The organism is Lacinutrix gracilariae (genome assembly GCF_042684485.1).
Classification (GTDB): Bacteria; Bacteroidota; Bacteroidia; order Flavobacteriales; family Flavobacteriaceae; genus Oceanihabitans; species Oceanihabitans gracilariae.
Genome location: NZ_JBHULM010000007.1, coordinates 51,696 through 78,047, shown reverse-complemented (window position 1 = coordinate 78,047; position 26,352 = coordinate 51,696). Strand labels below are relative to the sequence as shown.

Genomic DNA, 26,352 nt, shown 5'->3' with positions numbered 1-26,352 from the left:
AGTTGATTATACACGTATATAAATAAGTTGGTCATTTTGCAAAAACCACAATCAGAAAGTTTGTAATTTAGAGGAATACAAAAAAATAAAAATATGAAGTTTAAAGCAGTTATTTTTGATTTAGATGGTACACTAGTGAATTCACTTCAAGACATTGCAGATTCTATGAATATTGTCCTTAAAAACAATAATTACCCTACTCATAGTTATGACGAACATCAAAGTTTTATTGGTAGCGGAATAAGAAGTCTTGTAAGTAAATCACTTCCATTGACTCATAATAATGAAAAACAAATAGATAGTTGTTTCCATTCAATGATTGAAGTATATCGTGATAATTGTACGCATAAAACAAAACCATATGATGGAATTATCGAATTACTAGACAACTTAAAGTCACGCGATATTAAACTAAGTGTATTATCAAATAAGGCTGATGCACTTACTAAGAAAATAACATCCACTTTATTCCCTAACTATTTTGATCCTGTAATTGGTTTAAGTATGGAAGCACATAAAAAACCAAATCCATTTACAGCAGTAGAAATAAGTAAAACCTTAGGTATAAAACCAGAAGAAATAATGTACATAGGAGATACTGGTATTGATATGCAAACTGCAAATAATGCAAATATGTTTGCAGTAGGTGTATTATGGGGATATAGACCAAAAGAAGAATTGACTTCAAATGGAGCAAAATATTTATTAAAAAATCCTTTAGATTTAATGGAGATATTATGATCAAGGATTAAGTGGGTTGCATAATATAAAATAAAGCACAAATGCCAAACAAGGCATATAAAAAATTGCTAATTCAGTAAAATAGAATGTTTCTTAAGCAAAATAAACTTAAATGTAAATATTAAAAAATTACGTTTTCAAAAAAGCAACTCCCTACACTTCTAGCTACTACACACTACACGACAAAACTACACCCTATTTTCAACTAGGTATATTATTTAATAACCATTAAAATAAAAAGCAACCCAACTTCTATTTTTTTAGTTTCCCGCTTTATGTAAAATACAGAATTTTCTTATATTAGTTGCGCTATTAATTAATCGACTTACTAAAACCTTTATACTTTTTAAATCCATGCAATTAATAGCAGTATTAGTATAACCCACTTTTATAGAACCTATAATAGAAATAAATGGTTGATTATACATGTATATAAATAAGTTAGGCACAAGCACTCACGAAAGCCTAAAAATCGACATAAATAAAAAAAATAATTAAAAAAGTGTAATAAAAATACCTTTTGCTAATCTAAAGAGTAAATCATAAAAACATTTACAATGAAAAAATTAGCAATTCTATTAGTCATCTTTTTTTATCAAATAGCAACTTACTCTCAATCTGAAAAATATTCTTTCAATATCGAAATTAAAGGGCAAGGGAAACCGATAATTTTAATTCCAGGATTAGCATCTTCTGGTAAAGTATGGGAAGAAACAACAGATACATTAGAGAACAATTTTGAATGTCATATTTTGACTTTAGCAGGATTTGCTAATCAAAGTGCAATTTCACTCGAAAAAGGTTACTTACCAATTATTGAAAAAGAAATCATCAAGTATGTTCAGGATGAACTCAATGAAAAACCAATATTAATTGGACATAGTTTGGGTGGTTTTTTATCACTTTCAATTGCAAGTTCTCAAACTAAATTATTGAAAAAGATTATAATTGTTGACTCATATCCTTTTATGTCTTCGGCTTATAACCCAAATGCAACAAAAGAAAATATTCTGCCACAAGCAAAAATGATGAAAGAAATAATGCTATCAACTTCTGACAGTCTATTTATTCAACAACAAAAAATGACGATGCCAACTATGATAACTGATTCCACAAATATTCAGTTAGCGACTAAATGGTCTATACAATCAGACAGAAATACAATGGCACAAGCAATTTATGAACTTATGACAACAGATTTAAGAAATGATATTGAAAAAGTAAAAATACCTATCCTTGTATTTGGAAGTTGGTATGGAGCAAAAGATTACGGAATAACAAAAGAAATAGTTCAAGCAAACTATAAAAATCAATTTTTGAAAGCAGAAAATTGTCAAATCAAAGTTGCGGAAACAGCAAAGCACTTTGTTATGTGGGACGAACCTAAATGGTTTATTAATTCGGTTGAGGCATTTATAAATTATGAAGAATAAAGAACAAAAATTTAAAAAAGTCTATGAGCAATCAAAGGATAAAATTCATAGGCTTTGTTTAGGGTTTATGGGAAATAAAACGGATGCTGATGATTTATTTCAAGAAATTCTTATAAAAGTTTGGAATAATTTAAACACATTTAGAAATGAGAGTAGTATAGATACTTGGATTTACCGAATCACAACAAACACAGCACTCTTAACTCTGAATCGAAAAACCAAATTAAACAAAAAAGAGATAGATTATCAACCCAATATACCTCACTACGAAATTGAGAATTTGAACTCAACTGATAAAGAACAAGAAGTAAAAAAACTCTATAAAGCCATTTCATCACTTAAAGAAATAGATCGAATAATTATAGGATTATTGTTAGAGAATTGTAGTTATGACGAGATTTCCAATATAACTGGATTAAAAACTTCGAATGTTGGAGTTAGAATAAATAGAATTAAAAAAACATTGAGTAAAAAACTCAAATAATTATGGAGAAAGACATTACAAATTGGCAAAACCTTTGGAAAGAAGAAAAGTCAACACCTTTAGATTTAAATAAGTTGATTACTCATTTAAACAAAATTGAAAAAAAAGGAAAATTAGAAAGAATCATTTTACTCGCTGCTGTTCCAGTTACGATAATAGTTTTAGCAACATTACTTCCTATACTCTCAAATATATATTATTTAATATCTATCATCATAATTAGTTTTGGTATGATAATGATACTAATACAATCTTATAGAAGTAAGTATAGCTTAATAAGTAATGATGCTAAATTAAATAATAAAAAATATATAAAAAACATTATTCATAAACTAAAGCAACGAATGTTAACTACATCAAGATATATGTGGTTCTATACATTTTTATTAGTTTTAGGAATAAATATAGGCTACATTGCTATTTTACAAAAATTCAATATATCAATAACTGTAAGGATAATTATTCATCTTGTTTTCACTGTTTTAATGATATGCATAATGTATTATTCAATAGAAAAAAGAAAAAAAGAAAATAATAAAATAATTTTACCATTAATTGACTTTTTAGAAAATTTGAACTAAAAAATTGCCAGTGCCTAACACTGTATATAATTTATTACTTGGTTCTCGCTTACTTACGAAAATCTTTGCGGATTTTCTATTCGGTTGTTATTTGTTAACTTAGTTGCTTAACCACGCAACGAGTCATACACAAAACCATTGTAACACATTTGACCAAATCAACAAAATGAAGAAAAACAAATTAAACATTCTGACTTTTTTACTTCTAATTCCATTCATTGGAATTGGACAAATACCGAAAGGGCATTTTTTAGATGCCGACAAAACGGCTGAAAGAGGATATAAAGTAAAGCCATTTAAACAAGAAAAAGAAGGAATTTATCATTATGCTGTTTTAACCGAATTACCATTTGAAAATGACTGTAATTCTGGACTTTCAGAAAAGGAACAAATCGCTTGTTCTGAACAAAATTTAAGAAACTTCATTTATCCCAACCTAACATCAGGAATAGAATTTAAAGGCAATGTTTATGTTTATTTAACAATTACTGAAGACTCGAAAGTTACAGACGTAACGGTTAGTTCATATCCAAAGTCAGGACCGACAAACAAAATCATAAAAGATGCAATTAATTCTATCGAATTTAGACCTGGAAAGTTTAATGACAAAGTTGTAAAATCAAGACTTTGGACTTCATTCACATTTCCTTCTTCATCTAACGAACTTTTTTCTGTGTCTTTGGCAAAAATGAAAGAAGATGAAAACCCAGAATACGAAGACTACGAAAATCTGATTTTCGATGCAAGTCAGTACATCTTTTCAAATCCTATTTATCCGAATGGAACTGAATTTAAATCAGCAGCTCAAATTGTAGGATTTTGGATGAATAAAGACATTGGAATGGGAATACCAACATTTGGGAAATTCTACAACGCTTTAACTAATGAAAATAAACAACAGTTTCTTTATGCTGTCGCAATGATAAATTACGGATTAGACCAAAAGATAAATCATAACCGAATTTTGGAATGCAAGCCTAAAGACGGACAAAAATATAGTGAACAAGCAGATGTAAAAGAAATTCAACTTGGTGGAACCAAAATCTTGTTGGAATTTATTGGAAAAAAAGAAAATAATGTTCCTATGAATTCAAAAACAAAAAAGTTCTATAAAGCTTACGAAAAAGGAGAACTTGAAAAGCAATTATCTAAATAAAAAACGTGTTACAACAACGTATATAATCCATTGCTAGTACTAGCCTACTTACATAAATTCTATCAGATTTTTTATTCGGTAATTAATTGCTAAATTATATTATAGAAATAAAAGGTTGATTATACATGTATATAAATAAGTTGCCCACAATTTGAAAAAAAAATCGGAAATTGATTGAAAATTTTAGAAATATAGAATATTTAAAATACGGAAACGAAAGACAAAAACTCGCTTTTAACGAAATTAAACGTCATAAAATTTTTGAAATACTCGAAAAATATAATCCGATTCTGACTGGAACTATTCCAATCGAAATTGATTTACCCGAAAGCGATTTAGACATTATTTGTGAATGCGAAAATCACTCTGAATTTAAAAAGTGTTTGACAAAAGAGTTTTCAAAAAAAGAAGATTTTAAAGTTTATTCAAAAAACCAAAACGGAATTGAATCAACTGTTGCGGAATTTAAGACCGAAAATTTTTTGTTTGAGATTTTCGGACAAAATATACCAACCGAAAAGCAAAACGCTTATCGACATATGATTATTGAAAACAGGATTTTAAACCAAAAAGGAATTGACTTTAAACAGAGAATAAAAGAATTAAAATCTGACGGATTAAAAACGGAACCGGCTTTTGCTGAGCTATTAGGTTTAAAAGGAAATCCATATACTGAATTATTAAAATTGGAAATAAAAAACTGTGGGCAATAACGTGTATAATTCATTGCTGGTTATAACCTACTTACAAAAGTCCTCTCAGACTTTCTATCTGTGATTTATTTGCTAACTTTAGTACTTAAACCACGTAACGAGTCATACACAAAACCGTTGTGCTTCATTATCAGAAACCGCTAACCAATGATAAAATTCTTTAGAAAAATTAGACAAAAACTATTAACTAAAAATAAACTGAGTAATTATTTCATTTATGCTATTGGAGAAGTCATTCTTGTTGTAATTGGTATTCTTATTGCCTTGCAATTAAATAATCTTAATGATATAAAAAAAGACAAAGGCGATGAAAAGAAATACCTTGCTAGAATACAATTAGATATTAAGCAGGACTTAGCAGAACTAGAAAGGCTTTTTCAAGGGGATACTATTCGATTAGATGCGTATACTTATTTGGGACGTTATTTGCAGTCAGATTCAATAGCCACAGACCCTATTGTATTAGTCACAAAGTCAGGTAATGCTTTTGGAATCCATTGGTTTGAAGGTAAAAATATAGTTTTTGATGACATGAAATCGTCTGGCAAAACAGGACTCATTACTTCAGATTCTTTAAGAAATAGTATTCAATATTACTACAGATTATTTGATGAAGTAATAAAAGAAGAGAGCGTACACAATAATTCCATCTTAAAATATAATGATAATATTTTTCCTCTTTTCGCAACAGGTTCTGGGTCAGACCTTGAGATGCCAGAAAGGTGGAAAGAAAACTCGTTTGAAAAATCATTTTATAAACTTTATAATTCTATTATAAACCTAAATGATGACCAAAAAAAAATAATTTCCGATAATTTTGGCTTGACAAAAGCCAACATTTTACTGAATCATAAAGTGCGAATGTTACTACACAAAGAAGGACTGAAGACAATTAAGGCTATTGATGCTTATTTAAAACAAGAAAAATAACTACACACAACACCGTATAAAATTAATTGCCTGGTTATAGTCTATTAACAAAAGTCCTCGCATACTTTCTATCTGTGATTTATTTGCTAACTTTAGTACTTAAACACGCAACTTTTCTTACACAAAACCGTTGGCATTCATTTAAACCAAAAAAGAGCGAGACATGTATAAAACCATTATAATTCTTTTCATAATTGTTGTTTCCTCACAAGGTAAATTAATAGGACAACAAAAGAACACCTATATCAAAGCTGGGGTTTTATATGACAGTAAAAGCAATATGCTTCTAAAAAACAAGCTTATACAAATTCAAGGAACAAAAATTATAGCTATTGGTGAATTTGAATCCTTACCTAAAAATAGCGAAGTAATAGATTTAACCAATTACACGGTTCTTCCTGGACTAATTGATGCTCATACACATGTACTTTTTTCTCAAGAGGCTAGTGAAGATTTTGCAGAACACAGCATTCAATCGCTGACAATGGAAAGTGATGCTTTGAGAGCACTTCGTGGCTACAAAAGAGCCAAAACTTATTTAGATGAGGGCATAACAAGTATTAAGGATCTTGGAAACTCTGGTTTATATCTCGATGTAGCCCTTAGAGATGCTATTAACGAAGGAACGATTGAAGGTCCTCGTATTTTTGCCTCTGGTCCAATTTTGGCTGCAAATGGTGGGCAAGTTTATGGTGTACTTCCTAAACATCAAAAAATAATAGATTTAGAATATCGAATTATAACAAGTCCTGAAGACGGTAAAAATGCTGTACGCGAACATGTTAATCAAAATGTAGATGTAATTAAAATTTGCGCAGATAATATTCCAAATAAAACATATTTAACAATAAATGAAATAAAGTCTATTGTGAACACAGCGCACTCATATAATTTAAAAGTCACAGCTCATTGCGTCACAAATCAGTCTGCCTGGAATGCAATTGAGGCTGGTGTTGATGGAATTGAACATGGGTTTAATTTGGCAGATAGTACTTTAGTTAAAATGGCAGAAAAGCAAATCTTTCTGGTACCCACAGAAAATAGTAAATCGTATATGTTTACTTATGCAAAGCTCGCCAAATATAATGACAATGAATTGGATTGGATTGACGGCTATGTTGATAGAATGAAAAAAAGACTCAATAGAGCAATTGAAAAAGGGGTTCCTATAGTGGCTGGTTCTGATAATTATACAGATATAAAAGTATCCCGTGGAAAATCATCCAAAGACATGTTTAGGTGCTATTTAGAAGCAGGAATGAAGCCTTTAGATATACTTCAGTCCAGCACATATATTTCTGCTTTTTATTTAGGAAGAGAAAATGAAATTGGTTATATAAAACCTAAAGCAAATGCAGATATTATAGCTGTAAAAGGAGATGTTATTAATGATTTTATCTCTACAATAGAAAACGTTGTATTCATAATGAAAGATGGAAAAATTTATAATAATAAAATCCATAAAAACTCACCTTAAACAAAAAACGTATGCCAACAATGCATATATTTTATTGCTAGGTTCTAGCCTGCTTACATAAATCCTCACAGATTTTCTATTCGGTTTGTATTTGCTAAATTTAGTTACTAAATCACACAACTAACCATAAACCACACAACATACAACAAACCTACACCCTATTTTCAATTAGGCATAGTATTTAAAATTATTAAAATAAAAAGCAACCCAACTTCTATTTTTTAGTTTTTGGCTTTATATAAAATAGAGAATTTTCTTATATTGCTTGCGCTATTAATTAATCGACTTTCTAAAACCTTTATACTTTTTAAATCGTTGCAATTAATAACTGCTTTAGTAAAAGCATTTTTATACAACCTATAATAAAAATAAAGGGTTGATTATACACGTATATAAATAAGTTGGCAAACATTAAAACCAAAATTATAATGAAAAAAATTACATTAATTATTTTCCTTCTATTATTTACTTTCAACTCTTATAGTCAAGATTTTATAGAACCAACTTTAAAAGAATCTTTTGCTTTGAATAGCCATACAAACAGAGATGTAGCTTATTTTTCAGTTATTGACGGCAATGAAAATATTATTTCAATAGCAACCACAGAAAGAGATTCATCATTTACAGATATATTAACAACCAAATTAGATTCTAATTTAAATCAATTATGGCAAAAACGATTTTCTTTAGAAAATGATTTATCCTATGATATACCACTAAATTCTTTTTTAGATACCAATAATAACATTTATATTACAGGAAGAAGTGCTACTAAGCAGTCCTCTCAAAACGGGTTACTGTTTGTAATAAAGTATGATACAGAAGGTAATGAATTATGGCATTTAAACATAGATGACTATAACGATTCAGAAAGTGATGATTATTTTTATCAAAATTCATTTTTAGATGACAATGGTTTATTGCATATCGTTCATGCTAAATCTAATGAAACAAATACTGCAGCAAAGTTTCATTTTTATACAATTAGTGAAAGCGGAAATATTATCACAAGCTTCTACAGGGAAGACATCATTGACTACTACACTAATAATTTTACGGGAATAACTTATGAAATTTTCTATAAAAACGATGAGTATTATATGAGATACAGAAGACACAACCTAACTTCTAGTCCTTCCTTTTATGAACATTTTATAAAAAAAATTAATAATACTACCATAGAAACTTATCCTCTAAACTCTTTTATAGATTTAAATGATACTGACCTTTTTTATAAAGGAATAATCGAAGTTGATTCTAATTCCAATATCTACTTAACATATCCATTAGAAAATTCTAATAAATTTAAATTACTAAAACTTGATAATGCTGGAAACTTAAGCTTTAACATAGAATCACCAGATAATTATGATAAAGATACTTTTGCTGTTAATATAAACTCAAATGGTAATTTGTCATTCTTGTGCAACAGTAAATTATCTACTTCGTCCGAAAGTAAAACACTAAACTTATTAGAGTATGATAATTCTGGAAATATAATTACTGATTTAAGTGCTAGTTCAACTTTTATTAATGGATTAAAATATTATTCTGAAAATTCTATACTTGTTTATTCAAATGGTAATTTTAAACTTTTCGACCAATCATTAAATCTTACTAATGAATTTTTAGGTTCATATAATAATTTTAATGATTTCAATTTAATTAACAATTCAAATATAGCTATCTCAAGAACTACATTTTCTCAAATGTACCCTGGTTCAGACTTCTCAACCCAACAAGATTTAGAAATACAAAAAATAGATACTAACCAAATATTAAATACTTATAGTTATTCGGGTGAAGGAACATCTAAAGCTTTTAAACAAAAAATAATCATAGATAATCTAGATAATTATATTGTTGCATCTGAAGAAAAATTAGGCCCAGACAATTGGTCTATTGGAGGTTCAAGAGCACCGGTAACAAAAACAATTTATAAATACAACTCGGATTTAACTTTATTATGGGCTCTAGAATTGGATAATTTTATAGTAAATACACATTCGAGTAATGAAAGAATTTATGTTATAGATAATGAAAATAATTTGTTTATAAATTCAATGATAAATGTTAATAGTCACGAACTTATAAAAATTTCACCTAGTGGAGTAATTCTTTACCAAGTGCCTAGTGTTCGGAGTATTAATATGTATTTAGATCAAAATAATAATATAAACTTATCGACTTCCGTCGATAACGATATTACATATGACGATGACACCATTATTTATACTATAAATAATGATGATGGTAGTTTATTGAATGCCCAAACTTTTGAAGGTTTAAACTTTCTTGATTCTTATATATCCTCAAATGGAGATTCATATATCTATATGTACACAGGTAGTAACTCTTATAACGACACTTCGCCAAAATTGAATATATATAAAAATTTTAATTTAGAATTTGAAACAAATTTAGCTATTACAGGTACTTATGGCGGAATATCATCTTATTCTGTTGACGATAATGGTAACATAAATTTTTCTTCTTCTTGGGGACAAATCAACGCAAAAATTCATAGAATAACCTTAAACAATACATATAATTATATAACTTTAAGTAATAAAATAAAACAAGTAATTAGTACACCTAATAACAATATATTTACACTAAACGATGATGGATATATAAAAATATATGACAATAATTTGAATTTATTATCAACCTCAATTGATGCATATTATAATCAACCTTATTTACGTAAAGTTGGCAATCATATTTTTTTTAATACGTATTTCGATAATATTGTAAAGGTATTTGATGAAAACGCTGTTGAAATTAGTGAGTTCAAATTACCCAGTTCATTATCGTTTATTTACGCTTCAACAGACTCAATCAATAATTTAATCCTTACTGGTCAAAATGGATATCAGATATCTACGAATCATGAGTATAGTTGGGCTAGAGGATTTATACATAAATACAATTTTTCTAGTTTTAATTTAAGTGTAAATGATAATAATATACTTGATGATTCTTTAAGCATTTTTCCTAATCCAACAAATTCAATAATAACAATAAATTCCGTCAAAAATTCAATTTTTAAAGTTTCAATTTATGACATAAATGGTAGATTCTTATTTCAAACTAATAATTCTTCAATTGACATTTCTGACTTACCATCATCAATATATTTATTAAAAATTGTTTTAGATAACGGAAATATAATAAACAGAAAAATAGTTAAGAAATAACGATTTGCCAACACCCTGTATAATTCATTGCTGGTTATAGCCTACTTACGAAAGTCCTCGCGGACTTTCTATCTGTGATTTATTCGCTAACTTTAGTGCTTAAACACGCAACGAAATCATACACAAACACGTTAAAGAAAACATCCTCCAGCTTTCCAAAGAATCTTTAAAACAATTATCTTTATTGCCTAAAAGAAACGCTCCACCTTTGTGGTAATAAAAACTAATGCTCTATGAAAAAAATAATAACTACACCAAACGCTCCTGCTCCTATTGGGCCATACAATCAAGCAGTACTTTCAGGAAACACACTATATACTTCCGGACAAATTGCGCTACACCCTGAAACAGGAGAATTGGTTATAGACGATATTAAAACCGAAACCAAACAAGTTATGGAAAACATGAAAGCAGTTCTTGCTGCTGCAGACATGACTTTTGAAAACGTGATTAAAACCTCTATTTTTATTAGTGATATGCACAACTTTGCCCAAATAAACGAAGTATATGGTCAGTATTTTGATAACGACTCTGCTCCTGCTAGAGAAACGGTGGAAGTTGCTAATCTTCCAAAATTTGTAAATGTAGAAATTAGCTGTATTGCTGTAAAATAGTCCACCTGTTTTAAATAAAACAGCCAATGATAATACTTCAATATTTCTAAAACATAGAAATAATATGGTTTTGCCTTAATAAAATAACACTATATATGTAGTCTTTTTGTTAAGGCAAAACGATTTAAAATCCCTCTTGTTTTGCCTTCAATTAAAATTTTAAGCTTCTAAAAAACGCGCACCTTTTTTTATAAACTGCTATAAAAACGGTAAAATAAGTTCCTAAATAATAGCGAAATACTAGTATCTTCTAAAAAAATAAACGCATCTAAAACACTTCAACACAGAGTTTTAAATACACAATCAAGTACAACACTTTTTTTTTGGCACGATGCTTGTAATTTAGTTTACAAGTTCAAATTTAAAAACTAGTATCATGAAACATATACTCGCACTTTTTACAGCAATCTTATTTACTACGTTTACTGTAAACGCAAATACAAGCACTACGCTAGACAATACTAACAGCAATACAGCTGCAAGAGGATATGGTAATTCCTTCATTTTTGTAGAGCAAGGTGTTGAATTTTCAATTTTTCCAGATGGTCAATTTGATTTTTATATGATGAATTACGGACCAAACGTAAACGTAAATATAAATCATGGCAATACTAGTATTAGTTTTAACTCTGGTTATAATTATGATGCTTATGTACAATATGATGCCTATGGTGCTATTGTACAAATTGAACACGTGCCTGTTTTTTATGATTATTATGGTCGTGTAAGTCAGATAGGAAACGTATTTATTAACTACAACAATTTTGGTTTAGTAGCTCGTGTTGGTGGCTTATATGTACACTATAATAGATATAATCGTTTTTCGCATTACACAGGTTTTATAAATGTGTACAACCGTTTTTATGTATACAGACCATGGCATGCAAACTTTAGAATACCACATTTTAACCATTGTGTTGTATTTAACAGACCTTACAGACAACATTACAAACCTATTAGATATAAATACACAAGACCATTTGTAAACAACCACAGACGTACTACTGCTGTTGCTAACCGAAGAGGAAACACCATTACAAGAAGCAGCGCATTAGCTACTAGAGGAAATAATAGAGCTAGAAATACAGTAACTGCTAAAAGCATTAGATCTAGAAACAGATCTGCTACTGTACAACGAAACAATAGCACAAGAACTACTAATGTTACCAGATCTAATTCCGCTAGAACAAGAGTACAAACAAACAGACAACAAACAAGAAATAATAATGTAACTAGCACTAGAGCAAAAAGTAACAGAACATCAGTTGCTACAAAAAATAGAACCTCTACTACTCCTAGAGTAACCAGTTCTACAAGAAACAGAAATACAGTTGCTGCTAATACCTCTAGATCTAACAGACAAGTTGCAAGTACAACTTCTAGATCTAACAGACAGGTTGCTAGTACCACAAGAAGTAATAACTCTAATAAAACTTCATCAAGAAGCAATAGTAGAAGATAAAATTTGGTTAGTTAGTTAAAAACCCTAATCTAGTTTGCCTAAAAGCAACTGGTTAGGGTTTTTCTTATTTACAGTACAAAGCTTCAAAAGTATTAGGAGTATTCGTAATAAAAATACGATACCATAAATTACTTAATCTTCAATATTTTTTTAATTAGTGAGGTTATTTCTTCAGATAAAGATAACTTCAACACAGCAAAAGCATACAATAAAGCTACCAAGACACTTTTTAAGGCGATATTAATAATAGGGTGAAAAGGAAATTCCCAGAAATAAAAACTAAAACACAACAAGCTAATAATGCCTAAAGTGTAAACGGTTTTTAGGGTAAATGGGTGCATTTTAAATTTTAAATGTACATACCACATTTTTAACGTGTCATAAGCTAAAAAGGTAATCAAACTTGCTATTGCTGCTCCATCTATTCCGTATTTAGGTATAAGCATATAATTTAATGCTATAGCCAAGAAAACAATACAAAAACCAAAGGTTAGTATAATTCTATAATAATCCGAATTAAAAATAATAGCATTATTGTTTCCTAATAAGTTATCTATCAATTTTACAATAGATATTATAATTACTATAAATAATCCTTTACTATACTCCGGATTTAATAGTGCGTATAATCCGTTAATATTAATCACAATTAGCACAAAAATAAAACCGCCTATAATAAACAAGTTAATAGAACTCTTTTTGTACAGTTGTGCTAAACTTTTATAATCTTTATTGTTTAAATAAGAAGCTGTTAAAGGGTTTACAATTTGCTGCATTGCTCTTGAAGGCACTACAATTACAGTAGCAATAAAAATAGCTACACTGTAATAAGCAATGTTTTCTATTTCTATTAACTCTCCTATCATAAACTTGTCTAAATCTAACAATACCATAGAAACAGATCCTGCTATAATAATAAGGAAACTGTATTTTAAAACCGTTAAATAGTCAAAAGATTTAGAGATGGTTATTTTAGGAAAACGTATGCTAAAAGCATACACCATCATGATAAATACACGTATAACGTATATGCTAGTTACTGCGTAAATAAAATAGTCTACAGTAAGTAATTTAAAATACACAGCAAAAAGCAAAAGCATAGTACCTACTCTATGAAAAGCTTCTCGCATAAAATTACCAAATACCGATTTAAAGTGAATTTTACTCCATGAAAAAAAGATTTCAAAGTATGCAAAAGCAACAGCCAATACATACATTAAACCAGTATAATCTTTTATAATTTCATTTTCTTTTGCCAGCCAATTAGAAATACTTTCATAAAAAAAGGAACCTAGCAAACCTGCAGGTATAATAAACAACAAAGGCAGAAACAACATAAAGGTTAAAAAGTTGTTTTGTAGTCTTCTTGTTTTATAAGAAGAATAGAACTTTATTAAAGTATTGTTTACTCCAAAAATAAGAATGGGCATCATTAAGTTTGCTGTAGAAAGTACAAAAACGACTAAACCAAAGTAGTCTGCAGACAAAAATGCCGTATATAAAAATAGCGTATTAATTGCTCCTATACCAAAACCAATGTAGGTAATAATGGTGTTTTTTATAGATTGTGAAGCAATTATTCCCATAAGATATTATAAATTTTAATTCTTGTGAAGCAACTTATATTTTTAAGTAATTTAATAAAATGTATTAATGATTAAAGGAAACAGAATGAATTACATCTGCCAACTTTCTTGTTAATTCTTTTCTGCTATACTTTTGCAAACCTATAGCATGAGAGCGTAATTTCTGTTCTTGAAAAGCTGTAAAATGTTTTAATAGAATGTTTTTTAATTGGTCATAATCCTGATAACTAAAATAATTACCTGTATTGGTTTCTACTATAATTTTTTCAACATCAGAACCTTTAGGCCCCAATGCAACAATAGGTCTGTTAGATACCATATACTCAAATAGTTTTCCAGGAATAATACATTTTGTTTCTTCAGAATCTATTTCAATCAACAACAATACTTGTGACTCTTTCTGAAACTTAATAGCTTCATTATGTGAAACATAACCAACATAACATAAATAATCACTTAACCTATACAGTTTTATACTTTTAAGAATATTTTCGCTTACAGCACCAACTAATTTTAATTCAAAATGCTTAGCAAATTCTTCATTTTCTTCGGTTAATTCCTGTAATACATTCCATAAAACTTCTGGGTTTCTTTTTGCTAATAACGACCCAATATGTGCCAAACTAAACTTGGTATCTAAAGAAACTGCTTCTGTTTTTTCTACATCATAACCATTAGTAATAACCGTTATTGGCTGATTTGTTTTTTCTTGAAACTCTTGTTTTGTTACACTACTAGTTACAATAATTTGATCTGCTGTTTGTAAAACTTCACGCTCTAAGCGAATGTGTTTTTGCTTTGCTTTTTGGGTTAGCTTTAGCTCTTTATGGTAACCTATGGTTGTCCATGGATCTCTAAAATCTGCAATCCACTTTACTCCTAGTTTTCTTTTCAATTGCATACCTATTAAATGCAAACTATGCGGAGGACCAGTGGTAATAACAGTATCTATATTAAAATCTTGAATATAAGTAGACAGGTATTTTACTGAAGGCTTCACCCAACTTTTTCTTGCATCTGGAATAAAAAAGTTACCACGTATAAGTAAAAGCAAACGCTCCATTAAGCTTTGCTTTTTAGCTTCGGTAATCAAGCCTTTACTAATAGATTTGGTGTTCTTTTTAGAAAGAAAAGAAGCAAACTTATAAGGTTCACTAATGGGTTGCTTAATAATAGTTACCTCCTTAGAAACTTCATCTACTAGCGTTTCATCTACTAATGGATAATTAGGATTAGATGGAATATAAACTATTGGCGCAACGTTAAACTCTGGTAAATACTTAACAAATTTTAGCCAACGTTGTACTCCTGGTCCTCCTGCTGGAGGCCAATAATAACTTATAATAAGTACCTTTTTTTTATCCATTACTTTATTCTTGCCAAAGCAAAAATCTTATAAATTGAAACGAAATGTAGCTTCCTGATAAAACAGGAATACCAATTATTTTTTCTTGAAACCAAAATATAATCCACCAACAAGTAGCAATGCAAAAAGTATAGAGCTTGCAAGCGCTATGCTGCTTCCTGTTTGTATTACTTGAGGTTCAAATTTAAATTCTATAGTGTGTTCGCCTGCTGGAATTTCCATGCCACGTAATACGTAATCTACGCGATAATGCGCTTCTGGTTTTCCGTTAATATATGCTTGCCAACCCTTACCATAATAGATTTCAGAAAATACAGCAAATCCAGGATTAGTATTTTTAGACTGGTATTTTATATAGTTTGGTTGGTATTCTTTTAAAGTAATAGTAGCTAAAGAATCTACAGTATAATTCGCTTTTAAAGCTGCTACATTTTTAATATACTTTTCGTCAGATAAATTATCGGAAAGCACAGCAACTGTTTTAGTATCTAAACTATCTAAAGCTATAATTTCTGCATTGGCACTTTCTTTTCTTTCTATATTTCCTACAAACCAAGCATTACCATTAGCATCTGTATTGGTAAACGGAAATATTTTTCCTTCCTCTTCTGCTATAATATACTTTGTGTTTAACATGTTTAATACATTCATATTATTTCTAGCAATATGAAAGTCGTAAAGCTCGTTATAGCGTTTTAGTTTTGCGGCATGATAACCACCAAGAGAATTATGAAAATAAGAAGCTCTAGCAGTAGCATCTGTAATATCAAAAACTCTAAAATGTGTTGTATCTTTAAGAATTTGTATATCTGCTGCATTGGCTTGATATGGTTTTTTTACTTGTAAAGCCGAAACAAAATTGTCGTTGTTTACATAGCGTCTATCTACCGAAACTAAATCGAAAAGAATCAATACTGCAAAAGCTACAACAACTACGTTTTCTGATAGTTTTTTCTTTAAAAACATAAATATTGCTTCTGCCGAAAGTAAGACTAATACAAGCGTTCGCAAGATGTCTGCTGTAAACATAGATTTTCTATCATCACGTAAAGCATCCATAAATTGCTGTCCGTAACTTTGTTTAAAATAACCATCATTAACACCTGCAAAATTAAAAGCAGATTTAGAAAGCAACAACAAAACAGCTAATCCTGCTGTTATAGCTACTGTATATATTAATGCTTTTAGCTTTTCTTCGTCTTTTACATAATGATTAAACAAGCGCGATAAACCAAAGATTGCTAAAACAGGAATACATAATTCTAAAATTACCTGAATAGAACTTACTGCTCTAAACTTGTTGTAAAACGGAACATAATCAATAAAGAAGTCGGTTAAAAAGCCTAAGTTTTTTCCGTAAGAAAGTAATAAAGACAAAATAGTACCACCAACAAGCCACCATTTTAATCTTCCTTTTACTAAAAACAATGCAAAAACAAACAAGAATATTACCACTGCACCAACATAAGCTGGAGCTTCTACTATAGGTTGATTTCCCCAATACGTAGGTGTTTGTTTGGCATACTCTTTAGCTTGTAATGCAGGAACACCTTGACGTATAAAAAACTCGTAAGAAGCAGAGTCTTTACCAACATCTTCATGGTTTCCTCCTCCTACTATTCTAGAGATATATAAATTAAGGCTTTCAAAAAAACCATAACTATATTCCGTAATATATTCTTTGCTTAATCCAGAACTTGCTTCTTTTGGTGAACCATCAGGATTAATGGTTAATTCGCTTTTACTTCTAGTACTTTCGTTTGCATACTCTTTAGTAGCCATAATACTTGTGGCATTTAATCCTAAAGCAAGAATGACAGCAATTACTAATACACCAACAGATTTAAAATAATGAGGCAACAGTTTTTTGTTATAAGCATCTACTAAGTAAGCAATTCCTAAAACAAGAACTAATAGCATTAAATAATAGGTCATTTGCGGATGGTTAGCCACCAACTGCAAGGCCATTGCTACTGTGGTTAGTAAAAACCCAAAAATGTATTTGCGTTTAAAAGTGAGAATAATTCCGCTTAAAACTAAAGGCATATAAGCAATAGCATGGGCTTTACTGTTATGGCCAACACCAAGAATTATAATAAGATAGGTAGAAAAACCAAAGGCTAAAGCACCAAGAGCTGCCAGTTTAAAATCTACTTTTAAAACCAATAAAAGAAGGTAAAAACCTGCAAAATATAAGAATAAGTAATCTGCTGGTCTTGGTAAAAAGCGTAAAGCTAAATCTAATTTTTTAATATAGTTATGCGGATATCTTGCACCTAATTGATACGTTGGCATACCACCAAAGGCACTGTTGGTCCAATAGGTTTCTTCTCCTGTTTCTGCTTTAAAATCGGTTTGTTGTTTAGACATACCAATATATTGCTTAATATCACTTTGGTAAATCTCTTTTCCTTTTAAAACAGGACTAAAATAAGCAAGGGAAAGTATGATAAAACCAACAAAAACAAGAAAATGAGGAAGTACTTTTTTTATAGAAAATTGCATGGAATAAATAGATCAATAAGTATGAAAAATAACTATAATTTTTGAAACTTAATACGTTTACATGAGGCTAATTATTTTTAACTTTAATAATTAGTGATTGTTAATAGAATTCTTTTTTACTACTAATATAGAGGTAGAAGTACTATACTTACTCTACTTCTTCATAGTCTACATATTCTCCTACATCTTTACTAGAAGTCTTGCTTTCTGGCATTTTATCAATAGTAATCTCCCCTTCATTTTTAGGTTTTTCAGGTTTTTTATAGCCACCAAATTGATCGCCAAAACGTTGTTCGGCCTTTTTAGTTAAAAACTTTAATAAAATAGGAGCAAAAATTCTAGATAAAATCTTAATTCCATAATAAATTAATAAAATTATTAAGATAACTTTTACAACTCCTGTAACAGATGCTAATTGCAACATAAAATCATTTTTATACAAAAATACAATTCTTAAATCTTAATTTATGGTTTAAATCCTTAAAAAATATTTAAAATCTATATATTTGAGCCCAAAAAAAACTACAAATATGAAGTTCTTTAAATTCTATTTAGCTATTTTTTCTTTTACAGTATCCTTTTCTGGTTACTCACAATACACAGATGTTATAAACTCTAACAGACCTGGTGTTTCTAAAAGTGCATTTTCTGTAGGTACCAACGTAATTCAATTTGAAGTTGGTCCTTATATGTTAAATGAAAATCACACTCCTTTAAATCGTGAAGATAAAAGTTATGGTGTCGATTTTACCGCTAGATATGGCTTACTTTGGGAACCTTTAGAACTTAATATTGAAGGTACGTACCAATCTACAAAAAGAACATTTACAAATACTGTGGCTAATGAAGAGTCTTTAAGCAACTTTAAAACATTAACCATTGGTGCTAAATATTTGGTGTATGATCCTTATAAAAAAGCAGGCGAAGACAAACCAAACTTATTCAGCTGGAATGCAAACCATAGTTTTAAATGGAAATCTTTAATTCCTGCAGTAGCAGTGTATGTTGGTGCAAATTATGACGCTAAAGACAACCCGTTTACAGCTTATGGTGTAGAAGGTTTTAGTCCTAAAATAATGATTGCAACACAAAATAATTTCACTGGTGGTTGGGTATATGTAATGAACTTTGTAAAAGATAGAATTGGTACAGACCAATCTGATTTTTCATACATATTAACACTTACTAAATCTATTAATGCACAATGGGTAGTATTTGGTGAAGCACAAGGAATAAGTAGCGATTTTTATGCCGATAATTTAATTCGATTTGGTGGTGCATATTTATGGAGTAGAAACTTTCAGTTAGATACTGCTTTAACCCTAAACACTAAAGACACGCCTTCTGTATTTGGTGTAACTATTGGTGCATCTTACAGATTAGATTTTCACCAAGACAAAGAAATTGATAATGGTACCGAGTTAGGAAATGGTAAAAAGAGCAAAAAGAAAAAAAATAAAAACAAGAAAGAGTCAAGAAAATCTAATAAAAATAATAGACAAAAGTATGAACAGAATTTTGACGACTAATAAAGAACTATAGATTTTCATGATTACTATAAAACAAGTACATACCAAGAAAGAATTTAAAGCATTCGTTAAATTTCCTTTCTCACTATATAAAGATTCAAAATACTGGGTTCCTCCTATTATTAGTCAAGAATTAAAAACCTTTGATAAAAAAGAAAACCCTGTTTTTAACGATGCAGATGCTTATTTTTTTCTTGCTTATAAAGGCAATGAAATTGTAGGTCGTGTTGCTGCCATTATTAACTGGCTAGAAGTAAATAACCAAAACATAAAGAAAATGCGTTTTGGTTGGTTTGACTTTATTGATGATTTAGAAGTATCTAAAGCCTTATTAGATAAAGTTACAGAAATTGGTAAGCAAAACAATTTAGAATACACTGAAGGTCCTGTAGGATTCTCTAATTTAGATAAAGTTGGGGTTTTAACAGAAGGGTTTGATGTTATTGGTACCATGATTACGTGGTACAACCATCCATACTACGTAAAGCATTTAGAAAACCTTAATTACAAACCCGAAAAAGAATGGATAGAAAGCCATTTTCCGTTTAGTAATATAAACCCAGAAAGTTTTTCAAAAGCAAATGCTTTAATACAAAAACGCTATCAGGTAAAAGCAAAAAAGTTTACCAAAACAGCAGAAGTCATGCCTTATGCAGATGAAATGTTTGACTTGTTTAACAATGCCTACGCTTCCCTATCCTCTTTTGTAGAAATTACAGACATACAAAAAGCGTATTTTAAGAAGAAATTCATCAGTTTTATTAACCCAGAATACATCAAGTTTGTTTTTGATAAAGACGATAAAATGATTGCTTTTGCCATTGTGATGCCATCTTTTTCTAAGGTACTACAAGAAATTAACGGAAAACTGTTTCCGTTTGGTTTTTTAAAACTGCTAAAAGCTAAAAAAGAAAGCAAAGATGTTATTTTCTATTTAATAGGAATTGATCCTGAATACCAAAACAAAGGAATTACAGCCATAATATTTAACGAGTATTATAACACTTTTAAAGAAAAAGGAATACAAAACTGTATTAGAACACCAGAACTAGCAGATAATACAGCAATACATCAAATTTGGAAACATTTCGATCCAAAAATTATTAAACGACGAAAAACGTTTAGAAAAGAAATTATTTAAAAACCTAAAAACCTCGCAGAAATGCGAGGTTTTTTTATTTCCACTCTTGATTGTATATAAGTCGTCAAAAAAGTGCTAAAAACAGCTTTAAAATAGGTCTTAGCAACTTATTTTAACAAATCGCTTTATTCTAATAAGAAGTCTATATCAAAGCCTACAAATATCCCTATACTTAAGAAACTATTACCTTATTTTAATACAAGACTTATAGCGTAGGTTTAGTGTATATTATACCTAGATACTCTATAGTTACCCTATAGATACCCTATGGATACTCTATGGATAGTCCATGTGCACCTTTGCCATGTTATAAATATCCTTTTTTTAGATTTTATAAAATTATAAATGCGTACCTAGAAGAAAAATGGTGCACCTAAAAGTGCTCCTAAAAAGACATCTGTTTTATACCTATTGAAATATTCTGAAGATTTGGTTTTAAGAGAAAACCTTTGTGAACCCTATAAAAACAAAAAAGCCTCACATTTCTGTGAAGCTTTAAGTGAGCCCTTCAGGATTGTGACCTTAGCCGTTCCGCAGAAATGCGGAATGCTCTATTTCTTTTGCTGAATAAGATACTCTATATACTTTCTAGATTTTTTACTTTTAATTTCTCTTTCTCTAGAATAAGCTTCCGTTTTACTCGCATAATTCTCTGAACAAACTATTTCCCAATCGTTTGATTTTCCTGTATACCCTTTATGGTTGGTATTATGCTTTCTTAGTCGTTCTTGTAATACATCACAAGTGTACCCAACATAATAACGATCTAGTAATCTTGAATAGAGAATATAGGTAAAGCAAGTCATTTTTGTGATTTGTATTAAAAACAAAAAAGCCTCACTATTTCTAGTGAAGCTTTAAGTGAGCCCTTCAGGATTCGAACCTGAGACCGCCTCCTTAGAAGGGAGGTGCTCTATCCAGCTGAGCTAAGAGCCCGTAGATTTTATGTTTCTACGAAAACAATGTCGGGGTGGCAGGATTCGAACCTGCGGCCTCCACGTCCCAAACGTGGCGCGATAACCGGGCTACGCTACACCCCGAAAATGGTTATCAAAAATCAATTTGAAAATTGCGGAGAGACAGGGATTCGAACCCTGGGTAAGTGTTTCCACCTACGACGATTTAGCAAACCGCTCCTTTCGGCCACTCAGGCACCTCTCCAGTAATTTTGTTATGAACTACAGCATTTATTCCTAAACGCGGATGCAAATGTAAGTTATCATCTTGAACTTGACAAACATTTTTTTGACTTTTTTTAAAAAATTATTCCGGATATTCAATTCTAAGATGGTAAATATTTGCAAGCTTGTGCTTTAGCACTTTTTTAATAGATTGAATTTCTTTAAAAGTAATATTAGCATTTAGAAATTGCTCTCCTTCCATTTGCTTATTTATAATGTTTTCTACAAATTTATCTATTTTAGTAGAGGTTGGTTCCTTCAAACTTTTAGATGCTGCCTCTACACTATCACACATCATTAAAATGGCTGTTTCTTTACTAAAAGGCTTTGGTCCTGGATACATAAAGTCTTCTTTACGTACATTTTCATTTAACGCTTTTTCTTTTTTATAAAAGTAGTATACTAAACTAGTACCATGATGGGTTCTTATAAAATCAATTACACGATCTGGCAAATTGTTTTTTCTTGCTATTTCAATTCCATCTATTACGTGATTTATAATAATTGTTGCGCTTTCAAAAGACGATAATTCGTCATGCGGATTGATTCCTGTAGATTGATTTTCGGTAAAAAACGTAGGATTCTTCATTTTACCAATATCATGATACAATGCTCCTACACGAATTAACATAGCGTTTGCTCCTATTTCATTTGCTGCTGCTTCAGCTAAATTGGCTACGTTTAAAGAGTGATGAAAGGTTCCTGGTGCTTTATTAGATAATTCTTTTAAAAGCTTACTATTGGTATCAGATAACTCTAAAAGAGACACATCAGAAACCAGTCCAAATAACTTTTCATATACATAAATTAATGGTTGCACAAATAAAGTAGCTAAACCACATAACACAAATAAACCAAAGGTTTCCCAATGTATGGCTTCTACACTTCCTTCATGAATTACAAAAAACGCAAAATAAGCAATAATATAAATTAAGGTTATTTGTCCTACCGAAATAAATAAATTAGCGCGCTTATAAAGCTCTGAAACCGTTAAAATAGTTACAATTCCTGCTATAATTTGCAAAAACATATACTCGTAACTATTAGGTACTATTAAACCTAGTAACACCACTGTAATTACATGTGTATACAACCCTAATCTAGAATCAAAAAAAGCTTTTAATACCAGTGGTAAAATACAAATAGGTATTACATATACATATTTAGAATTGTAGCTTATTACCAAAGTGGTAATTAATATCATTAAAATAACATTAAAAAAGATAAAGGTTACTTTGGTATTATTATTAAAAACATCTAATCGATATTTTCTTAAAAAAAGAAGCAACATTAACAAAGCTAGTGCTACTAATAAAGTATAGGCAAAAACCACCCAATTGTAGTTAGAATCGGTCCATACTTGCGACTTATATTCGTTTTTTAACGACTCTAAAATTTGATATTTCTCTCCTTCTACTACTTCTCCTTTAGATATAATTAAAGTCTCTTTTTCTATACTACCTCTAGTATATGCTATATTGTTTAAATCTTCTTGTAAGGCGCTTTCTGTTAAGGATTTATTATACGTTAAATTGGGTTCTACAATATCAAAAAACAATGCCAAAAACTGCGTGTGGTATCTTGCTTTATTATTGTCTTTTAAAACCAAATCCACTAAAGAAGATAAGTTTTTTTGCTGTATTAAATTAGAAAATAGGGTTTGTTTAACGGTAATTCGTTTGTTTAGAATAACACTTTTTTTGTCATTAGCAAAGGTGTAGTTTTCATCTAAAACTCCGTTATCATATAATCTATCAATAATAAGTTCACCTGTTTTAAAAAGACCATTTAATGTAGTGTTAGAAAGAGAATCTGGAAACGTTTTATAAAAACCTTCTTTGTAGTTAGTTCTAACATTTTTTTCAATATTCGCGTCTAAATTAAAGTACAAACTTGCCTTTTCTATGGTAACCCTCTTTTCTTTATCTATTTCTTCCGGAGTTTTTTTAATGGCGAAATTAAAAGGAGCGTATAAATTTTCTGATTGCCAAGGCTTCCCTTGTTCAAAATTATATTTAAACTTTCCTTGTTTCGGAAACAGATAAACAATAAGTATAGTTGCACAGATAAAAAGCAGCACTTTGTATATTAAAGCGTGATTTTTATATAAATTATTGATAAGGTCTTTCATAAAGATAATACTATTTTCAAATGTAATAAAATATCCTTTTTAATTACTTATAAAATGCGAATCGTATTCATTTATGCCAAAAAATGATTAATTTCGCAATAATAAAATTAAAAGCACATAATTATGAGTAAAGAAGTAGTAATAGTATCTGCTGCTAGAACACCAATTGGTAGTTTTTTAGGAGCATTATCTACAGTACCTGCACCAAAATTAGGAGCAATAGCAATAAAAGGAGCTTTAGATAAAATAAATTTAAAACCAGAAATGGTTGATGAAGTTTTAATGGGTAATGTTGTTCAAGCAGGAACAGGTCAAGCTCCAGCAAGACAAGCTGCTATTTATGCTGGTATTCCAGATACTGTACCTTGTACTACAATTAATAAAGTTTGTGCTTCTGGTATGAAAACCGTTATGCAAGCTGCACAAGCTATTGCCTTAGGTGATGCAGAAGTTGTAGTTGCTGGTGGTATGGAAAACATGAGTTTAATACCACACTATTTTCATGCAAGAACAGCTACCAAATTTGGTCCTGCTAAAATGGAAGATGGTATGCAACGTGACGGATTAGTAGATGCTTATGACCAAAACGCAATGGGTGTTTGTGCAGATGCATGTGCTACAGAATATAATTTTTCTAGAGAAGAGCAAGATGCTTTTGCTGTACAGTCTTACAACCGTTCTGCTGCTGCTTGGGAAGCTGGAAAATTTGATGAAGAAGTAGTTCCTGTTGAAGTACCGCAAAGACGTGGTGAACCTGTTGTCGTTAATAAAGACGAAGAGTTTACCAACGTAAAAATGGATAGAATTCCTACATTACGTCCTGCTTTTACTAAAGAAGGAACAGTAACAGCTGCTAATGCTTCTACTATTAATGATGGTGCTGGTGCCATGGTTTTAATGAGTAAAGAAAAAGCAGAAGCTTTAGGTTTAACACCTTTAGCAACTATAAAAAGTTATGCAGATGCTGCACAAGAACCAAAATGGTTTACAACCTCTCCTTCTAAAGCATTACCTAAAGCTTTAGATAAAGCAGGAATAGCATTAAATGATGTTGATTATTTTGAGTTTAACGAAGCTTTTTCTGTAGTTGGTTTAGCAAATATGAAAATATTAGGCCTTGAAGATAGTAAGGTAAACGTAAATGGAGGTGCTGTTTCTTTAGGACACCCTTTAGGATGTTCTGGTGTTAGAATTATTATAACCTTATTAAATGTTTTAAAACAAAACAATGCCAAGATTGGTGCTGCATCTATTTGTAATGGTGGTGGTGGCGCTTCTGCTATTGTTATAGAACGTTTGTAATAGCAGATAATTACCCAATAAATAAAAACGCTAACCCAGACACTTAACATACTTTTTATTAATGCAATACGGAATTTGTAACTTAAGCATTGTTCCTTTGAGATTTGAACCTTCAGATAAAACCGAACTCGTTTCGCAAGTTTTGTATGGTGATTATTTTAAGGTGTTAGAGCAACGTAAATCTTGGAGCAGAATTCGATTAGCATTTGATAATTACGAAGGCTGGATTGACAACAAACAATATGTAGAGATTACCGAAGCGCAATACTTTAGCTTACATGAAGAATTTCCTATTCTTTCTAATGATTTAATTGAATTTGTTCAAGATAAAAACAACCAATTATATCCTGTAACTTTAGGTGCTTGTTTAAACGGTTTACATCTTTTAGAACATACTTTTGATGGCGTTACAACAAATAGTATTCGAGATAAAAAGCACTTAATAAATACCGCATTTTCTTTTTTAAATGCACCCTATCTTTGGGGAGGAAAAACGCCTTTAGGTATTGATTGTTCTGGATTTACACAAATGGTTTATAAACTGAATGGTTATAAATTATTACGTGATGCTTCGCAACAAGCAACACAAGGAGAAGCCTTAAGTTTTATTGAAGAAAGTGAACCAGGAGACCTTGCGTTTTTTGACAATAACGAAGGCGCTATTGTGCATGTTGGTATTATTATGAAAGATAATTATATTATTCATGCTCATGGAAAAGTTAGAATTGATAGAATAGATCATTCTGGTATTTACAATGCAGAAAAACGAATGCATACCCATAAGCTTAGAGTCATTAAAAAAATAATCTAATAAAAAAGC

General features: G+C 30.1%; 21 protein-coding genes and 3 tRNA genes. 15 read left to right on the top strand and 9 right to left on the bottom strand.

Annotated features, from left to right (window positions below):
- Positions 1-93 precede the first annotated feature (93 nt).
- The 11 genes from ACFSSB_RS03245 to ACFSSB_RS03195 all read left to right on the top strand — a co-directional run bounded on the left by ACFSSB_RS03245 (position 94) and on the right by ACFSSB_RS03195 (position 12,791).
- Complete coding sequence (locus ACFSSB_RS03245; protein ID WP_379900911.1) at positions 94-741, top strand: HAD family hydrolase; 648 nt, start codon at positions 94-96, stop codon at positions 739-741.
- A 557-nt stretch (positions 742-1,298) separates the two neighbouring features.
- Positions 1,299-2,174, top strand: coding sequence for an alpha/beta fold hydrolase (locus ACFSSB_RS03240; RefSeq protein WP_379900909.1), 876 nt, complete (start codon positions 1,299-1,301; stop codon positions 2,172-2,174).
- Entirely contained in the window at positions 2,164-2,658 is a 495-nt protein-coding gene (locus ACFSSB_RS03235) for an RNA polymerase sigma factor (protein ID WP_379900907.1), read from the top strand. The genes ACFSSB_RS03240 and ACFSSB_RS03235 overlap by 11 nt, the downstream gene beginning before the upstream one ends.
- Positions 2,659-2,660: 2 nt before the next feature.
- A complete protein-coding gene (locus ACFSSB_RS03230) occupies positions 2,661-3,239 on the top strand; it encodes a hypothetical protein (RefSeq protein WP_379900905.1) in 579 nt (192 codons plus the stop codon).
- Positions 3,240-3,405: 166 nt separating this feature from the next.
- On the top strand, positions 3,406-4,395 hold the full coding sequence (locus tag ACFSSB_RS03225) for an energy transducer TonB (protein ID WP_379900903.1): 990 nt from the start codon (positions 3,406-3,408) through the stop codon (positions 4,393-4,395).
- A gap of 170 nt (positions 4,396-4,565) precedes the next feature.
- Complete coding sequence (locus ACFSSB_RS03220) at positions 4,566-5,108, top strand: DUF4269 domain-containing protein (protein WP_379900900.1); 543 nt, start codon at positions 4,566-4,568, stop codon at positions 5,106-5,108.
- A 147-nt stretch (positions 5,109-5,255) separates the two neighbouring features.
- Complete coding sequence (locus tag ACFSSB_RS03215) at positions 5,256-6,038, top strand: DUF6090 family protein (protein ID WP_379900897.1); 783 nt, start codon at positions 5,256-5,258, stop codon at positions 6,036-6,038.
- 163 nt (positions 6,039-6,201) lie between these two features.
- Positions 6,202-7,515 carry an amidohydrolase family protein gene (locus ACFSSB_RS03210; protein WP_379900894.1) on the top strand — a complete coding sequence of 438 codons (1,314 nt, stop codon included), beginning with the start codon at positions 6,202-6,204 and terminating at the stop codon, positions 7,513-7,515.
- 428 nt (positions 7,516-7,943) lie between these two features.
- Positions 7,944-10,715, top strand: coding sequence for a T9SS type A sorting domain-containing protein (locus ACFSSB_RS03205; RefSeq protein ID WP_379900892.1), 2,772 nt, complete (start codon positions 7,944-7,946; stop codon positions 10,713-10,715).
- Positions 10,716-10,948: 233 nt separating this feature from the next.
- Positions 10,949-11,329 (top strand): RidA family protein, encoded by a 381-nt coding sequence (locus ACFSSB_RS03200; RefSeq protein ID WP_379900890.1) that lies wholly within the window; start codon positions 10,949-10,951, stop codon positions 11,327-11,329.
- 376 nt (positions 11,330-11,705) lie between these two features.
- Positions 11,706-12,791 carry a hypothetical protein gene (locus tag ACFSSB_RS03195; RefSeq protein WP_379900888.1) on the top strand — a complete coding sequence of 362 codons (1,086 nt, stop codon included), beginning with the start codon at positions 11,706-11,708 and terminating at the stop codon, positions 12,789-12,791.
- Positions 12,792-12,919: 128 nt separating this feature from the next.
- Here ACFSSB_RS03195 and ACFSSB_RS03190 read toward each other — a convergent pair whose 3' ends face one another.
- From ACFSSB_RS03190 to ACFSSB_RS03175, 4 genes are all read right to left on the bottom strand, one after another.
- Entirely contained in the window at positions 12,920-14,377 is a 1,458-nt protein-coding gene (locus ACFSSB_RS03190; protein ID WP_379900886.1) for a polysaccharide biosynthesis C-terminal domain-containing protein, read from the bottom strand.
- A gap of 64 nt (positions 14,378-14,441) precedes the next feature.
- The gene (locus ACFSSB_RS03185) at positions 14,442-15,743 is read right to left on the bottom strand and encodes a glycosyltransferase family 4 protein (RefSeq protein WP_379900884.1); all 1,302 of its coding nucleotides are present in this window, start codon (positions 15,741-15,743) and stop codon (positions 14,442-14,444) included.
- A 75-nt stretch (positions 15,744-15,818) separates the two neighbouring features.
- A complete protein-coding gene (locus tag ACFSSB_RS03180) occupies positions 15,819-18,248 on the bottom strand; it encodes a YfhO family protein (protein WP_379900881.1) in 2,430 nt (809 codons plus the stop codon).
- Between the two features lie 148 nt (positions 18,249-18,396).
- Positions 18,397-18,672, bottom strand: coding sequence for a DUF4834 family protein (locus ACFSSB_RS03175; protein ID WP_379900878.1), 276 nt, complete (start codon positions 18,670-18,672; stop codon positions 18,397-18,399).
- Positions 18,673-18,778: 106 nt separating this feature from the next.
- Between ACFSSB_RS03175 and ACFSSB_RS03170 the strand changes: the two genes are divergently transcribed.
- Entirely contained in the window at positions 18,779-19,777 is a 999-nt protein-coding gene (locus ACFSSB_RS03170) for a transporter (protein ID WP_379900875.1), read from the top strand.
- A 19-nt stretch (positions 19,778-19,796) separates the two neighbouring features.
- Positions 19,797-20,918, top strand: a complete 1,122-nt coding sequence (locus ACFSSB_RS03165) for a GTP cyclohydrolase (protein ID WP_379900872.1) — start codon at positions 19,797-19,799, stop codon at positions 20,916-20,918.
- A gap of 551 nt (positions 20,919-21,469) precedes the next feature.
- On the opposite strand, the gene ACFSSB_RS03160 is transcribed toward ACFSSB_RS03165, so the two are convergent.
- From ACFSSB_RS03160 to ACFSSB_RS03140, 5 genes are all read right to left on the bottom strand, one after another.
- Positions 21,470-21,724 carry a GIY-YIG nuclease family protein gene (locus ACFSSB_RS03160; protein WP_379900869.1) on the bottom strand — a complete coding sequence of 85 codons (255 nt, stop codon included), beginning with the start codon at positions 21,722-21,724 and terminating at the stop codon, positions 21,470-21,472.
- Positions 21,725-21,780: 56 nt separating this feature from the next.
- Positions 21,781-21,854: transfer RNA gene (locus tag ACFSSB_RS03155), tRNA-Arg, on the bottom strand.
- 29 nt (positions 21,855-21,883) lie between these two features.
- Positions 21,884-21,958: transfer RNA gene (locus ACFSSB_RS03150), tRNA-Pro, on the bottom strand.
- Positions 21,959-21,990: 32 nt separating this feature from the next.
- Positions 21,991-22,079: transfer RNA gene (locus ACFSSB_RS03145), tRNA-Ser, on the bottom strand.
- A gap of 102 nt (positions 22,080-22,181) precedes the next feature.
- Entirely contained in the window at positions 22,182-24,230 is a 2,049-nt protein-coding gene (locus ACFSSB_RS03140; RefSeq protein WP_379900867.1) for an HD family phosphohydrolase, read from the bottom strand.
- Between the two features lie 123 nt (positions 24,231-24,353).
- Between ACFSSB_RS03140 and ACFSSB_RS03135 the strand changes: the two genes are divergently transcribed.
- Positions 24,354-25,532, top strand: a complete 1,179-nt coding sequence (locus tag ACFSSB_RS03135; protein WP_379900864.1) for an acetyl-CoA C-acyltransferase — start codon at positions 24,354-24,356, stop codon at positions 25,530-25,532.
- Between the two features lie 61 nt (positions 25,533-25,593).
- Complete coding sequence (locus ACFSSB_RS03130; protein ID WP_379900861.1) at positions 25,594-26,343, top strand: C40 family peptidase; 750 nt, start codon at positions 25,594-25,596, stop codon at positions 26,341-26,343.
- Positions 26,344-26,352: the final 9 nt, after the last annotated feature.